We start from the raw sequence: 14,903 nt of genomic DNA on the forward strand, positions 1-14,903 counted from the left end.
TTGCAACCGTCGGCAAGCAGTCTCCGTACAACCCGGGAGAGATGTAGATGTCCGTATCGGACGAGACCACCACCGTCACCGACGGCATCATCCTGACCGACGCCGCCGCGGCCAAGGTCAAGGCCCTGCTCGACCAGGAAGGCCGTGACGACCTCGCCCTGCGCGTCGCCGTCCAGCCCGGCGGCTGCTCCGGCCTGCGCTACCAGCTCTTCTTCGACGAGCGGTCCCTCGACGGTGACGTGGAGAAGGACTTCGGCGGCGTCAAGGTCGTCACCGACCGGATGAGCGCCCCGTACCTGGGCGGCGCGACCATCGACTTCGTGGACACGATCGAGAAGCAGGGCTTCACGATCGACAACCCGAACGCGACGGGCTCCTGCGCCTGCGGCGACTCCTTCAGCTGAGCCGCGGCACAGCAGTAGCCGCGACACAAGCGGTGACACAGAAGGCGGCGGTCCCTCCGACGGGACCGCCGCCTTCGTGTTCCCCGCGAGCCGTCAACGGGCCCCGGACGGCGCCGGCAGCCGCGCTCCCGGCTTCTCCAGCGGAACGGCCTTGCCGTCCGAGCCGACCACCTTCCGGTCGCCGAGCGGCTCGTCCAGCCGCACGGTCCGGTGGTACTCCTTGGCGATCAGGATGCAGACCTTGTCCGGCCACGGGGTCTCGGTCACCGTGACGGTCACCTCGTCCTCGCTCTCGCTCGCCTTCGCCTCGTAGTCGGCGCACACCCCGCCGGTGAACGCCACGGTCAGCTCCGTGCCCTCGGCCGTGTAGCCGTCCACCTCGACATCACGCGTGGCCGGTGCCGACGTCGGCTGGTCGCCCGGCCCGCTCGGCCGCGGGCTGGGCTGCGCCGGCTCCGTGGACGGCGTGGAGGACGTCAGGTACTTGGGGTCGATCGCCGGGTACGTCACCGTGTACGAGTCCTTCGCGCCCTCGGCCCGTACCTCGAACAGCCAGGACGGCACCAGCGTCTGCCGTGCGTCCACGAAGTGCGAGGCCAGCCCGAACACCGCGTTCTCGACCGTGACGGTCTCCTGCTTTCCCGCGGCCGACCCCGAGGACGACCCGCACGGCTCCTCCAGGCGGTCCTTCAGCGGTACGGGACTGGCACAGCCGCCGATGCCCATCCGGGGGTCGGCCGCCGGTGCCGCGTTCATCAGCTCCAGCGTCTTCTCCGCGTCCAGTACGGGGTACGTGTCCCCCTTCACCGGCGCCTTCAGCTGGCCGCTCCCGCCGACGACCTCGCCCTCCGCGCCGACGATCACCCCGGTCGTCCAGCCGTACGTGGGCAGCCCGCCGACCTCGGGGTCGACGTTCACGATCCGCTGGGCACCCATCACCTGGCTCGCGTCGCGCTTCGCGTCATCCTGACCCACCGCCTTCAGCACCGGCGCGGCCGCCTTCTTGGCGGCGTCCTCGCTCACCGGCTCGCCGGACGGGTCGGCGGGCGTCTGCGGGCACACGGTGGTGCCCTTGCAGTTGTCGGTGCCGGGGACGTACCGGTGGAAGGTCCAGTTCCCGGGCGCCTGCCGGTTCACCTGCAGGGTCGGCCCCGCACCGTCCTTCGTCGCCCCGACCGTCCAGGTCTGGCCCTGGGCCACCGGGGTCCCGTCGACGGCGAGCGCCTTCGCCAGCCGGGCCACCTCCGCCTTGGTGACCTGGCCCGTCGCCCGGTACACGGGCGCCGAGCCGGGGCCGTCCGGGAGGGGGGCACTCGCCTTGTAGGTGGCGCCGTACGGGTTGGGCTCGCCGGGCGCGATGCCGTTCGTGCCGCCTTCCGAAGGGGCGGAGTAGCCGTCGAGGGCGAGCGGCGGGGGAGTGTCACCGCCAGGGGCCCCGGACGACGTACCGCCGTCGGAACCGCCGGAGGCACTGGCGGCGAGGTACGCCCCACCGCCCCCGACCAGCAGCACGGCAGCCGCGACGGAGGCGGCGACCAACGGCGCCCGCCGCCGGTGCGGCCGCCCGGGCTCCTCGGCGGAGCCCGGCGCCGGCCCCCACTCGGGGCTACGGACTTCGGCGCCGGGCTGCTGGGCGTGCCGGACTTCGGTTTCGGGACCGGCGCCGGGCTCCTTCGCGCCGCTCGCGTCGGCCGAGGCCGTGGCGTCGCTCGCGGTGCCGGGTTCCTTCGTGCTGCTCGTGTCGGCGGCAGCCTCCCCCGCGTTCACGTCCGGGGAAGCCTCCGCCCCGCTCTCGTCGGCATCGGCATCGGCCTCGGCGGCAGGGGCGGCTCCGGCCTCTCCCTCCGCCTCCCTGCCGGGAGCGTCGGCATCGGCCCCGCCGGCAGGCGAAGCACCGGCCCTGTCCTCCTGCTCCGCGCCGGAGGCCTCCGCGGCGTCGGGAGCCTCGGTGCCGGCGGTCCCCGTCTCGGTCACGGCGTCCCGCTCCTCGGCGGAGCCGGCGGCGCCGGACTCGGCCGGGGCGTCGTCGTTGTCGGGTCGCTCGGTGTTCACCGCATCGCTCCTTCGGCTGCACAGCTGTCCCTGATGACCCGTACCCGGCAGAAGCAGGGCGCTGGGGGGTCGTATTCCGCCTCCCCTTTACGGGGGACAGCGATGGGACGCAGCGGGGGAGCACCCGGTTCCCCGAGAGACTCCGTTCCGGCCGCCGGCCGACGTCAGTCGCCGTAGTCCGACATCGCCTCCAGCATCCGGGCCGACGCCGGCGGCACGGTCACGCCGTGAATGAGTGACGGGGAGACCGGAAGGGAAGAGATCCGGTCGGGAACGGCCCAGTGCGGCACCATCCGGGCGCAGTCGCCGCGCAGCGACGCCAGGTCGTCCTCCAGGTCGGCCGGGGCGGGCGCAGGGGCGTTGAGGTTCGTCATAGCGGAACCGTAGGCACGTCGGAGCCGGCGAAGAAAGATCTACTATCGGGTAGTTTTCCCCGGTTCAGAGGCACTGGCCGACCGGGTAGCGTGAACTGTCAACCAGCCTCCCCACAGGCTGTCAACCCGCCTCCTTCAGGAGAGAGTCCACGTCGTGCGCATCGCAGTCACCGGCTCCATCGCCACCGACCACCTCATGACGTTCCCCGGCCGCTTCGCCGACCAGTTCGTGGCGGACCAGCTGCACACGGTCTCGCTGTCCTTCCTGGTCGACAAGCTCGACGTACGCCGGGGTGGTGTCGGCGCGAACATCGCCTTCGGCATGGGCCAGCTCGGTACCCGGCCCATCCTGGTCGGCGCCGCGGGTGCCGACTTCGACGAGTACCGCGCCTGGCTGGACCGGCACGGCGTCGACACCGAGTCGGTGCGCATCTCCGAGACGCTGCACACCGCCCGTTTCGTCTGCACGACCGACGCCGACCACAACCAGATCGGCTCCTTCTACACCGGCGCCATGAGCGAGGCCCGCCTCATCGAGCTGAAGACCGTCGCCGACCGCGTCGACGGCCTCGACCTGGTCCTCATCGGCGCCGACGACCCGGAGGCGATGCTCCGGCACACCGAGGAGTGCCGCTCCCGGTCCATCCCGTTCGCTGCCGACTTCTCCCAGCAGATCGCCCGCATGAACGGCGAGGAGATCCGGATACTGCTGGACGGGGCGACGTACCTCTTCTCCAACGAGTACGAGAAGGGCCTCATCGAGTCCAAGACCGGCTGGAGCGACGCCGAGATCCTCTCCCGGGTCGGCCATCGCGTGACCACCCTCGGCGCGCGGGGCGTGCGCATCGAACGGGTCGGCGAGGACCCCGTCGAGGTCGGCTGCCCGGAGGAGGAGCGCAAGGCCGACCCCACCGGCGTCGGCGACGCCTTCCGCGCCGGCTTCCTCTCCGGCCTCGCCTGGGGCGTCTCCCTGGAACGCGCCGCCCAGGTCGGCTGCATGCTCGCCACGCTGGTCATCGAAACGGTCGGCACCCAGGAGTACCAGCTGCGCCGGGCCCACTTCATGGAGCGCTTCACCAAGGCCTACGGCGACGAGGCCGCCGCCGAGGTCCAGGTGCACCTCGGCTGAACGACAGGCCCTAGGAGAGCCGGCGGACCAGATAGGCGGTGCCCCGGTCCGCCGGCTCCTCTCCCACGTACTCCTGTCGCCGCATCTCGCACCAGGCCGGGATGTCCAGCCGCGCCGCCTCGTCGTCCGCCAGTACGCGGACGATGCCGCCCACCGGCACGTCCCCGATGACCTTCGCCAGCTCGATCACCGGGATCGGGCAGCGCCTGCCGACCGCGTCCACGACCAGGGCGTCGTCCCGCACGACCGACTCGGACCCCGGCGCCCCCAGTTTCTCCCGCACCGCCGCCACCGCCTCCGGCAGCACCTCCAGGAACCGGTCGACGTCCTCCGCCGCCGTCCCGGGCGGCAGCGAGACCCGTACGTTGCCCTCACTCAGCACACCCATCGCCTTCAGGACATGGCTGGGTGTCAGGGTGCTGCTGGTACAGGACGATCCGGAGGAAACGGAGAAACCGGACCGGTCCAGCTCGTGCAGCAGGGTCTCCCCGTCGACATAGAGACACGAGAAGGTGACGACGCCCGGCAGCCGGCGCGTCGGGTGGCCCACCACCTCGACGTCCGGCACCAGGTGCGGCACCCGCGCCCGGATCCGCTCCGTCAGCTCCCGCAGCCGTACCGCCTCCTCGGCGGCCTCGGCCCGCACCGCCCGCAGCGAGGCCGCCGCCGCCACGATCGCAGGGATGTTCTCGAAGCCGGCCGCCCGGCCGGACTCCCGCTCGTCCACCGGCCCTTGCGGCGCGAACCGCACCCCCTTGCGGACGACGAGCAGCCCGACACCCGACGGTCCGCCCCATTTGTGGGCACTCGCCGTCAGCAGCGACCAGCCGTCCTCCACCGGCCCCCAGCCCAGCGACTGGGCCGCGTCCACCAGCAGCGGCACGCCCGCCGCCCGGCATCCCTCGGCCACGGCCGCCACCGGCTGCTCGGTGCCCACCTCATGGTTGGCCGACTGCAGACAGGCCAGGGCGGTGTCCGGACGCAAAGCCTCCGTGTATGCCGACGGATCCACCACGCCCGCGCGGTCCACGCCCACCTGCGTGACCGTCCCGCCGTCCGCCTCGTGCACCTCGGCCGCGTGCAGCACCGAGGAGTGTTCGACCGCAGACACGATCAGGTGGCGTCCGACCCGTCGGCGACCGGCCAGCGCACCCGCGATCCCGGAGTGCACAGCCCGGGTCCCGGACGACGTGAACACCAGTTCGTCCGCCCGGCATCCGACCGCCTCGGCAGCCGCCTCCCGTGCCGCGTCGAGAAGCATGCGCGCCCGCCGGCCCTCCCGGTACAGCCGCGAGGGATCGGCCCATCCCTCATCGAGCGAAGCCGCCAGAGCCTGACGGGCAACGGGATGAAGGGGAGCGGTGGAAGCTGCATCGAAGTAGGACACACAGCAACGCTAATCGCCCCGAAGGGGCGCGGGGAACTGCGCGCTCGACCACAAACGACCCGCACTCGCCACACAAGCCGCACCACCCGAGTTATTAGGCGCCCGGAGTGACCCGCAGCGCGTACGGCACCCTCCCCGCGAACCGCCGGACGGCGTCCAGTAGGGTTTGGTCCGCATAAACATCAAACCCCTGCCCGACGCAGGGCGGCGACCGACCAGCGAGAAGGCCGCAGCCAACAAGCGCGGGCGAGACTCTCGGGAAGGCGCTACGTGAGTCCCAACGGCTCCGACCGCTCGCCGCGGCGCCCGATGCGGCGGAAGCTGCTGCAGGCACTGACCGCGGGCCTGGTCCTGGCGACCGCAACCGGTTGCACATACAAGGACTTCCCCCGCCTTGGTATGCCCACCCCGACCACGGAAGAGGCTCCGCGGATCCTCTCCCTGTGGCAGGGGTCCTGGGCTGCCGCGCTCGCCGTGGGCGTGCTGGTGTGGGGCCTGATCCTGTGGAGTGCTTTCTTCCACCGGCGCAGCCGCACCAAGGTCGAGGTTCCTCCGCAGACCCGGTACAACATGCCCATCGAGGCGCTGTACACGGTCGTCCCGCTCATCATCGTCTCGGTGCTCTTCTACTTCACCGCCCGCGACGAGTCAGAGCTGCTCAGCCTCAAGAAGAAGCCCGACGTCACGGTCAACGTGGTCGGCTTCCAGTGGAGCTGGTGCTTCAACTACGTCGAGCCCGTCGCGGGTTCCTCCGGTGACGCCAAGACCTCCAAGGACCTGGACGCGATTCCGAACCGGTTCAAGGAGGCCTTCCCGGCGAACGCCGGCGGCGTCTACGACTGCGGCACCCCCGGTACGCGGAACCCGCAGAACGGCAACCCCGGCCCGACCCTCTGGCTCCCCAAGGGCAAGACGGTCCGCTTCGTCCTCACCTCGCGGGACGTCATCCACTCCTTCTGGGTGCTGCCGTTCCTGATGAAGCAGGACGTCATCCCGGGCCACACCAACGCCTTCGAGGTGACCCCCAACCAGGAGGGCACCTTCCGTGGCAAGTGCGCCGAGCTGTGCGGCGTCGACCACTCCCGGATGCTGTTCAACGTGAAGGTCGTCTCCCCTGAGCGGTACGAGCAGCACCTCAAGGACCTCGTGAAGGAAGGGCAGACCGGTTACGTTCCCGCCGGCATCGCGCAGACGAGCCACGAGAAGAACCGGGAGACGAACAACCTGTGAGTATCGTCAACGAACCCCAGGGCGCCGCGGCAGGGTCCCACTACCAGGACGAACTGCCGGTCCGGCGCCAGAACCGCGGCGGTCTCGTGGTCAAGTGGCTCACGACCACGGACCACAAGACGATCGGCACGCTGTATCTGGCCACCTCGTTCGCGTTCTTCGTCATCGGCGGCGTCATGGCGCTGTTCATGCGCGCCGAGCTGGCCCGTCCGGGCCTGCAGATCATGTCGAACGAGCAGTTCAACCAGGCGTTCACGATGCACGGCACGATCATGCTGCTGATGTTCGCGACGCCGCTGTTCGCCGGCTTCGCGAACTGGATCATGCCGCTGCAGATCGGCGCGCCGGACGTGGCCTTCCCCCGGCTGAACATGTTCGCCTACTGGCTGTACCTGTTCGGCTCGCTCATCGCGGTCGCCGGCTTCCTCACCCCGCAGGGTGCGGCCGACTTCGGCTGGTTCGCCTACGCCCCGCTGTCGGACGCGGTCCACAGCCCGGGCATCGGCGGCGACATGTGGATCATGGGTCTGGCCTTCTCCGGCTTCGGCACCATCCTCGGCTCGGTCAACTTCATCACCACGATCATCTGCATGCGCGCACCGGGCATGACCATGTTCCGCATGCCGATCTTCACCTGGAACGTGCTGCTGACCGGTGTCCTGGTCCTGCTCGCCTTCCCGGTGCTGGCGGCGGCGCTGTTCGCGCTGGAGGCGGACCGCAAGTTCGGTGCCCATGTCTTCGACCCGGCCAACGGCGGGTCGCTGCTGTGGCAGCACCTGTTCTGGTTCTTCGGTCACCCCGAGGTGTACATCATCGCGCTGCCGTTCTTCGGCATCATCTCCGAGGTGATCCCGGTCTTCTCGCGTAAGCCGATGTTCGGTTACTCGGGTCTGATCGGCGCGACGATCGCGATCGCGGGTCTGTCGGTGACGGTGTGGGCGCATCACATGTACGTCACCGGCGGCGTGCTGCTGCCGTTCTTCTCCTTCATGACCTTCCTGATCGCGGTTCCGACCGGTGTGAAGTTCTTCAACTGGATCGGCACCATGTGGAAGGGCTCGCTGTCCTTCGAGACGCCGATGCTGTGGGCCACCGGCTTCCTGATCACCTTCACGTTCGGTGGTCTGACCGGTGTCATCCTGGCCTCGCCGCCGATGGACTTCCATGTCTCCGACTCGTACTTCGTGGTGGCCCACTTCCACTACGTGGTGTTCGGCACCGTCGTCTTCGCGATGTTCTCCGGCTTCCACTTCTGGTGGCCGAAGTGGACCGGCAAGATGCTCGACGAGCGCCTCGGCAAGATCACCTTCTGGACGCTGTTCATCGGCTTCCACGGCACCTTCCTGGTCCAGCACTGGCTGGGTGCCGAGGGCATGCCGCGCCGGTACGCGGACTACCTCGCGGCCGACGGCTTCACCGCCCTGAACACGATCTCGACGATCAGCTCGTTCCTGCTCGGCATGTCGATCCTGCCGTTCTTCTACAACGTCTGGAAGACGGCCAAGTACGGCAAGCCGGTCGGCGTCGACGACCCGTGGGGCTACGGCCGCTCGCTGGAGTGGGCGACCTCCTGCCCGCCGCCGCGGCACAACTTCCTCACCCTGCCGCGGATCCGCAGCGAATCCCCGGCGTTCGACCTGCACCACCCCGAGATCGCCGCGCTCGACCAGCTTGAGAACGTCGGACACGGTGACAAGGCCCTCGCTGGGGGCAAGGAGGCCGGCAAGTGAAGATCCAGGGCAAGATGTTCATGTGGCTGAGCGTCTTCGTCCTCGCCATGGCGGTCGTCTATGGCGTGTGGTCGAAGGAGCCGGCCGGTACCACGGCCCTCTTCCTGGCCTTCGGCCTGTGCATCATGATCGGCTTCTACCTGGGCTTCACCGCCCGGCGGGTCGACGTGGGTGCCCAGGACAACAAGGAGGCGGACGTCGCGGACGACGCCGGCGAGGTCGGGTTCTTCAGCCCGCACAGCTGGCAGCCGCTCTTCCTGGCCATCGGTGGCGCGTTCGCCTTCCTGTCCATCGCCATCGGCTGGTGGCTGCTGTACTTCTCGGCACCGCTGATCATGGTCGGCCTCTGGGGCTGGGTCTTCGAGTACTACCGCGGTGAGAACCGCACCCAGTAACACAGGTTGAGCGTTCCAGGAGCCCGGACACTCCGTGAGGGGGGTCCGGGCTCCTTCGTATGCCGTACTGCGACTCACCCGTATGGGTCACTCGGCGTGCCAGCGTTGACGACTCTCCGTAGCGTGATGCCATGAGCCACACTCCGCAGACCCGTACCGTCGTAGGCTGCACGTTGCTGGTGATCGCCCTCGGCGTGGGCGTGACCGGCTGCGGCGGCGACGACCATCCGCTCGCGGCCGAGCCCTACGACGCGGCGGACCAGGTCTCCTTCAACGGCCCCACGGGCGCCGGTCAGAAGGCCGATCCGGACAAGCCCCTGGAGGTCGTCGCCGAGGGCTCCGACGGGCGTATCACGGACGTCACGGCCGTGGACGCGACAGGCCGCTACGTCGCCGGAGAGCTCTCCGCCGACGGCAGCCGCTGGCACAGCACCTCACCACTCGCCGCCGACGCCCGCTACACCGTCCGCGTGAGCACCGAGAACGAGGACGGGGCGCCCGGCCGCAAGGTCCTCACCTTCGTCACCGGCCGGCCCGTCACCACCAAGCGCCTGAACGTCACCTTCGGACCCAAGGCGGGCACGTACGGCGTCGGCCAGCCCGTCACGGCCGAACTGAGCGAGCCCATCAAGGACAGGGCCCAGCGTGCCGTCGTCGAGCGCGCCCTCAAGGTCGACTCCACGCCCGCGACGGAGGGCGCCTGGCACTGGGTGGACGACAAGAAGCTCCACTACCGACCCAAGGAGTACTGGCCCGCCCACGCCACCGTCCAGGCCCACAGCAACCTGAGCGGCATCAAGATCGGCGACCGGTTCTGGGGCGGCACGGCCAAGCCCCTGAAGATCAGCACCGGCGACCAGGTCATCGCCGTCACCGACGCCGCCGCGCACACGATGAAGTTCTACAAGAACGGCGAGGAGATCAAGACCATCCCGGTCACCACCGGCAAGCCCGGCTTCGAGACCCGCAACGGCGTCAAGGTCGTCCTCGGCAAGGAACGCTACGTACGGATGCGCAGCAGCACCGTCGGCATCGCCGAGGGCTCCTCGGAGTCGTACGACCTGCCCGTCTACTTCGCGACCCGCGTCACCTGGAGCGGCGAGTACGTCCACGCCGCCCCCTGGTCCGTGGGCTCCCAGGGCTCGGCCAACGTCAGCCACGGCTGCACCGGCATGAGCACCGACAACGCCCAGTGGTTCTTCGACAACGTCCGCGAGGGCGACATCGTCCAGGTCGTCAACTCCGGCGGCGCCACGATGGACCCGTTCGGCAACGGCTTCGGCGACTGGAACCTCGACTGGACGAAGTGGCGCGAGGGCAGCGCCCTCACGGCAGGCGCGCCGCAGGGCCCCAGCCCGGCGGACGGTGCCAGGCTGAGACCCCAGAGCTTCTGAGGAGCCGCTCCTAGGCGCTCTGAAGCTTCCGCTGCCGCAGCAGGGCGGCCAAGGCGCCCGCGAACTCCACCGGCTCCACAGGCAACGTCACCGCCGCGTCCGCCCGGCTCCACGTGGCCAGCCACGCATCCTGAGGCCGACCGATGAGCAACAGCACCGGAGGACAGTTGAAGATCTCGTCCTTGATCTGCCGGCACACCCCCATGCCCCCCATGGGCACGGCCTCGCCGTCCAGGACGCAGACGTCGATGCCGCCCTTGTCCAGCTCCCTGACGACGGCGGCCGGAGTCGCGCACTCCACGAACTCGACCACGGGCGAGTCCGGAGCCGGCCGGCGCCCGGTCGCGAGCCGCACCTGCTCGCGGGTGTTGGAGTCGTCGCTGTAGACCAGCACCGTGGCGGTCGGCTGCATGCTTCCTCCGAGACGTCGGCGTCCTGCGGACAGGCACGGACAAGAGCCCGTGGGGCGGATGCTACCCCCTGGAACACCACGTCAACAGCGATCCGGAAGGGGCAGACACTCCGAACGGCACCCCCCGGAGTGAGGGCGGGATAAGCGACCGACATAATGTCGGTCGTGGCGACAGCAACGACAGTAGAAACCGGGCACGCGCACCCGTCGGTCAATCGGCCGAACCTCACCAGCGTCGGAACCATCATCTGGCTGAGTTCCGAGCTGATGTTCTTCGCGGCCCTCTTCGCGATGTACTTCACCCTGCGATCGGTGACGGGGCCCGAGTTCTGGAGTGAGAAGGCCTCGGCCTTGAACTTCCCGTTCTCGGCGACGAACACCACGATCCTGGTGCTCTCCTCCCTCACCTGCCAGCTCGGTGTGTTCGCCGCCGAGCGCGGTGACGTGAAGAAGCTCCGGGGCTGGTTCATCGTCACCTTCATCATGGGTGCGATCTTCATCGGCGGTCAGGTCTTCGAGTACACCGAGCTGGTCAAGCACGAGGGCCTGTCGCTCTCGTCCGACCCGTACGGCTCGGTCTTCTACCTGACCACCGGCTTCCACGGCCTGCACGTGACGGGCGGTCTCATCGCCTTCCTGCTGGTCCTCGGCCGTACCTATGCGGCCCGGAGGTTCACTCACGAGCAGGCGACGGCCGCCATCGTCGTGTCCTACTACTGGCACTTCGTCGATGTCGTCTGGATCGGCCTCTTCGCCACGATCTACATGATCAAGTAGTCGCGGACCGCTCCCGCGCACATCTCAGAAGCATCGACGCAGAAGATCCTGACACCGGGGTAATCCGTGAAAAAGCTCTCCGCACGACGACGCCACCCGCTGGCGGCACTCGTCGTCCTACTCCTCGCGCTGGTATTCAGCGGGGGGCTGTACGCCGTGTTCGCGCCCACCAAGGAGGCGCAGGCCGACACAACCGCCCAGTCCCTCACCATCGAGGAGGGCAAGAAGCTCTACTCGGTCGGCTGCGCCAGCTGCCACGGCACCGGCGGTCAGGGCACCACTGACGGGCCGAGCCTGGTGGGCGTGGGCGCCGCGGCCGTCGACTTCCAGGTGGGCACCGGCCGTATGCCGGCGCAGCAGCCGGGCGCGCAGGTCCCGCGGAAGAAGAACATCTACTCCCAGGCGGAGATCGACCAGCTCGCCGCCTACATCGCGTCGCTGGGCGCCGGTCCGTCCGTCCCGACGAAGGACCAGTTCAGCCCGGAGGGAGCGGACATCGCCAAGGGCGGTGACCTGTTCCGCACCAACTGCGCGCAGTGCCACAACTTCACCGGCAAGGGCGGCGCGCTGACGCACGGCAAGTACGCGCCGAGCCTCGAGGGCGTCGACCCGAAGCACATCTACGAGGCCATGCAGACCGGCCCGCAGAACATGCCCTCCTTCCCCGACACCACGCTGTCGGAGCAGAACAAGAAGGACATCATCGCGTACCTGAACGCGGTCAACGGCGACGAGTCCGAGAGCCCCGGTGGACTGGAGCTGGGCGGACTGGGTCCGGTCAGTGAGGGTCTGTTCGGCTGGATCTTCGGTCTGGGCGGACTGATCGTCGTCGCAGTGTGGGTCGCCGCTCGGACCGCAAAGGCCAAGAAGTCATGAGTAGCCAAGACATTCCAGAAGAGAACCTGCCCGCTGAGCGGGACGAGCACGGAGCGGCAGAGGTCGCGGACGAGAAGAACCCGTTCGCCGACCCGGGTCTGCCGCCCCACGAGCACCGGATCCAGGACATCGACGAGCGGGCCGCCAAGCGGTCCGAGCGCACGGTCGCCCTGCTGTTCACGGTCTCGATGCTGGCCACCATCGGCTTCATCGCCGCGTTCGTGGCGATCCCGGTCGACAAGTCGGTCTACATCTTCCCCCTCGGCCACATCAGCGCGCTGAACTTCACGCTCGGCGTGACGCTCGGCATCGCGCTGTTCACCATCGGCGCGGGCGCGGTCCACTGGGCCCGCACCCTGATGTCCGACGTGGAGATCGCCGACGACCGGCACGCCATCGAGGCCTCCCCCGAGGTCAAGGCCAAGGTCATGGCGGACTTCCGGCAGGGCGCCAAGGAGTCCGCGCTCGGCCGCCGCAAGCTGATCCGCAACACGATGCTGGGCGCGCTCACCATGGTGCCGCTCTCCGGCGTGGTGCTGCTGCGTGACCTGGGCCCGCTGCCCGAGACCAAGCTCCGCCACACGCTGTGGTCCAAGGGCAAGCTGCTCGTCAACATGAACACGGACGAGCCGCTGCGGCCGGAGGACGTGGCCGTCGGCTCGCTGACCTTCGCCAAGCCCGAGGGCCTGGAGGAGCACGACCACGGGTTCCAGAACGAGATCGCCAAGGCGGCCCTGATGATCGTCCGGATCCAGCCGGACGACATCAAGGACAAGCGCGAGCTCGAGTGGTCGCACGACGGCATCGTGGCGTACTCGAAGATCTGCACCCACGTCGGTTGCCCGATCTCCCTGTACGAGCAGCAGACGCACCACGTGCTGTGCCCCTGCCACCAGTCCACCTTCGACCTCTCCGACGGTGCCCGGGTGATCTTCGGTCCCGCCGGTCACGCCCTCCCGCAGCTGCGTATCGGCGTGAACGACGAGGGCTACCTCGAAGCGCTCGGCGACTTCGAAGAGCCCGTCGGTCCTGCATTCTGGGAGCGCGGATGAGCACCAACGACAGCACACAGTCCCGCGCTCGCGGGAAGGCACCGGCCGGCGAGCGCGTCGCCGACTGGGCGGACGGTCGGCTCGGGATCTACTCCCTGGCCAAGACCAACATGCGCAAGATCTTCCCGGACCACTGGTCCTTCATGCTGGGCGAGATCTGCCTCTACAGCTTCCTCATCATCATCCTCACGGGTGTGTACCTGACGCTGTTCTTCCACCCGTCGATGAACGAGGTGGAGTACCACGGCAGTTACGTCCCGCTGCAGGGCCAGCTGATGAGCGAGGCCTACAAGTCGACGCTGGACATCAGCTTCGACGTCCGCGGCGGTCTGCTCATCCGGCAGATCCACCACTGGGCGGCGATCATCTTCCTCGCCGGCATGTTCGTGCACATGATGCGCGTCTTCTTCACCGGCGCCTTCCGCAAGCCGCGTGAGATCAACTGGCTGTTCGGCTTCCTGCTGTTCGTCCTGGGCATGTTCACCGGCTTCACCGGCTACTCGCTCCCGGACGACCTGCTCTCCGGCACCGGTGTCCGCTTCACCCAGGGCGCGATCCTGTCCGTGCCGATCGTCGGTACGTACATCTCGATGTTCCTGTTCGGCGGGGAGTTCCCCGGCGACGACTTCGTGGCCCGGTTCTACTCGATCCACATCCTGCTGCTGCCGGGCATCATGCTCGGTCTGGTGGTCGGCCACCTGATCCTGGTCTTCTACCACAAGCACACGCAGTTCGCGGGTCCCGGACGGACCAACAAGAACGTCGTCGGCATGCCGCTGCTGCCGGTGTACATGGCCAAGGCCGGAGGCTTCTTCTTCCTGGTCTTCGGCTTCATCGCCGCCCTCGCCGGCATCGCGTCCGTCAACCCGATCTGGGCGATGGGCCCCTACCGCCCCGACCATGTCTCCACAGGCGCCCAGCCCGACTGGTACATGGGCTTCGCCGAGGGCCTGGTCCGGGCCATGCCCGGCTGGGAGATCAACTTCTGGGGTCACACGCTCGTCCTGGGCGTGTTCATCCCGCTGGTGCTCTTCGGGCTCTTCCTCGGCGTGATCGCGCTCTACCCGTTCATCGAGTCCTGGGTGACCGGGGACAAGCGCGAGCACCACATCCTGGACCGGCCGCGCAACGCCCCGACCCGGACCGCCTTCGGCGTCGCCTGGGTCACCGGCTACATGATCATGCTGATCGGTGGTGGCAACGACATCATCGCCACCCACTTCCATCTGTCGATCAACGCGGTCACCTGGTTCGTCCGTATCGGGTTCTTCGCCGGCCCCGTCATCGCGTTCGTCATCACCAAGCGGATCTGCCTCGGCCTGCAGCGCCGGGACAAGGAGAAGGTGCTGCACGGCCGCGAGTCGGGCATCATCAAGCGCCTGCCGCACGGTGAGTTCATCGAGGTCCACGAGCCGCTCAGCCAGGAGCAGATGTACACGCTCACCGCGCACGAGCAGTACGTGCCGGCCGAGATCGGCCCGACGGTCGACGAGAACGGCGTCGAGCGCAAGGTGAAGGGCTCCGAGAAGCTGCGCGTCAAGCTCAGCAAGGCGTACTACGGCGAGGACGCCCAGATCCCGAAGCCGACCGTCGAGGAGTACAGGGAGATCACCAGCGGCCACGGCCACCACTGATCGCCACTGTCGTCACACACCACGGCGAAGGGCCCCGTCCGGTCTGCGGACGGGGCC

The 14,903-nt window shown here is 68.7% G+C and carries 14 protein-coding genes; 10 read left to right on the forward strand and 4 right to left on the reverse strand.

Features of this window, described 5'->3' with window-relative positions; all coding sequences use genetic code 11:
- Positions 1 to 47 precede the first annotated feature (47 nt).
- On the forward strand, positions 48 to 404 hold the full coding sequence (locus NW895_RS06605) for an iron-sulfur cluster assembly accessory protein (protein WP_028422454.1): 357 nt from the start codon (positions 48 to 50) through the stop codon (positions 402 to 404).
- Between the two features lie 93 nt (positions 405 to 497).
- On the opposite strand, the gene NW895_RS06610 is transcribed toward NW895_RS06605, so the two are convergent.
- A complete protein-coding gene (locus tag NW895_RS06610) occupies positions 498 to 2,456 on the reverse strand; it encodes a hypothetical protein (RefSeq protein WP_289934368.1) in 1,959 nt (652 codons plus the stop codon).
- Positions 2,457 to 2,620: 164 nt separating this feature from the next.
- Positions 2,621 to 2,830 (reverse strand): hypothetical protein, encoded by a 210-nt coding sequence (locus NW895_RS06615; RefSeq protein ID WP_289934369.1) that lies wholly within the window; start codon positions 2,828 to 2,830, stop codon positions 2,621 to 2,623.
- A 154-nt stretch (positions 2,831 to 2,984) separates the two neighbouring features.
- On the opposite strand from NW895_RS06615, the gene NW895_RS06620 reads away from it, so the two are divergent.
- Entirely contained in the window at positions 2,985 to 3,959 is a 975-nt protein-coding gene (locus NW895_RS06620) for a carbohydrate kinase family protein (protein ID WP_289934370.1), read from the forward strand.
- A 10-nt stretch (positions 3,960 to 3,969) separates the two neighbouring features.
- Here the strand turns inward: NW895_RS06620 and NW895_RS06625 are convergent, their stop codons facing one another.
- Positions 3,970 to 5,346: a cysteine desulfurase/sulfurtransferase TusA family protein gene (locus NW895_RS06625; RefSeq protein ID WP_289934371.1), complete on the reverse strand. Its 1,377-nt coding sequence runs from the start codon at positions 5,344 to 5,346 to the stop codon at positions 3,970 to 3,972.
- A gap of 270 nt (positions 5,347 to 5,616) precedes the next feature.
- Between NW895_RS06625 and coxB the strand changes: the two genes are divergently transcribed.
- The 4 genes from coxB to NW895_RS06645 all read left to right on the forward strand — a co-directional run bounded on the left by coxB (position 5,617) and on the right by NW895_RS06645 (position 10,095).
- Positions 5,617 to 6,576, forward strand: coding sequence for a cytochrome c oxidase subunit II (gene coxB / locus NW895_RS06630; protein WP_289934372.1), 960 nt, complete (start codon positions 5,617 to 5,619; stop codon positions 6,574 to 6,576).
- Positions 6,573 to 8,306 carry a cytochrome c oxidase subunit I gene (ctaD, locus tag NW895_RS06635; protein WP_289934373.1) on the forward strand — a complete coding sequence of 578 codons (1,734 nt, stop codon included), beginning with the start codon at positions 6,573 to 6,575 and terminating at the stop codon, positions 8,304 to 8,306. Before coxB ends, ctaD begins: the two co-directional genes overlap by 4 nt.
- A complete protein-coding gene (locus NW895_RS06640) occupies positions 8,303 to 8,701 on the forward strand; it encodes a cytochrome c oxidase subunit 4 (RefSeq protein ID WP_289934374.1) in 399 nt (132 codons plus the stop codon). Before ctaD ends, NW895_RS06640 begins: the two co-directional genes overlap by 4 nt.
- A 131-nt stretch (positions 8,702 to 8,832) precedes the next feature.
- A complete protein-coding gene (locus NW895_RS06645; RefSeq protein WP_289934375.1) occupies positions 8,833 to 10,095 on the forward strand; it encodes an Ig-like domain-containing protein in 1,263 nt (420 codons plus the stop codon).
- 10 nt (positions 10,096 to 10,105) lie between these two features.
- Here the strand turns inward: NW895_RS06645 and NW895_RS06650 are convergent, their stop codons facing one another.
- Positions 10,106 to 10,507: a hypothetical protein gene (locus NW895_RS06650; RefSeq protein ID WP_289934376.1), complete on the reverse strand. Its 402-nt coding sequence runs from the start codon at positions 10,505 to 10,507 to the stop codon at positions 10,106 to 10,108.
- Between the two features lie 156 nt (positions 10,508 to 10,663).
- Here NW895_RS06650 and NW895_RS06655 point away from each other — a divergent pair, with 156 nt between their 5' ends.
- From NW895_RS06655 to NW895_RS06670, 4 genes are all read left to right on the forward strand, one after another.
- Positions 10,664 to 11,284 (forward strand): heme-copper oxidase subunit III, encoded by a 621-nt coding sequence (locus NW895_RS06655; RefSeq protein ID WP_289934377.1) that lies wholly within the window; start codon positions 10,664 to 10,666, stop codon positions 11,282 to 11,284.
- Positions 11,285 to 11,350: 66 nt separating this feature from the next.
- A complete protein-coding gene (locus NW895_RS06660; RefSeq protein ID WP_289934378.1) occupies positions 11,351 to 12,160 on the forward strand; it encodes a c-type cytochrome in 810 nt (269 codons plus the stop codon).
- Positions 12,157 to 13,212 (forward strand): Rieske 2Fe-2S domain-containing protein, encoded by a 1,056-nt coding sequence (locus tag NW895_RS06665; protein ID WP_289934379.1) that lies wholly within the window; start codon positions 12,157 to 12,159, stop codon positions 13,210 to 13,212. Before NW895_RS06660 ends, NW895_RS06665 begins: the two co-directional genes overlap by 4 nt.
- Positions 13,209 to 14,846: a cytochrome bc complex cytochrome b subunit gene (locus NW895_RS06670; protein ID WP_289934380.1), complete on the forward strand. Its 1,638-nt coding sequence runs from the start codon at positions 13,209 to 13,211 to the stop codon at positions 14,844 to 14,846. The genes NW895_RS06665 and NW895_RS06670 overlap by 4 nt, the downstream gene beginning before the upstream one ends.
- Positions 14,847 to 14,903: the final 57 nt, after the last annotated feature.

Source organism: Streptomyces sp. S.PNR 29, assembly GCF_030386795.1.
Taxonomy (GTDB): Bacteria; Actinomycetota; Actinomycetes; order Streptomycetales; family Streptomycetaceae; genus Streptomyces.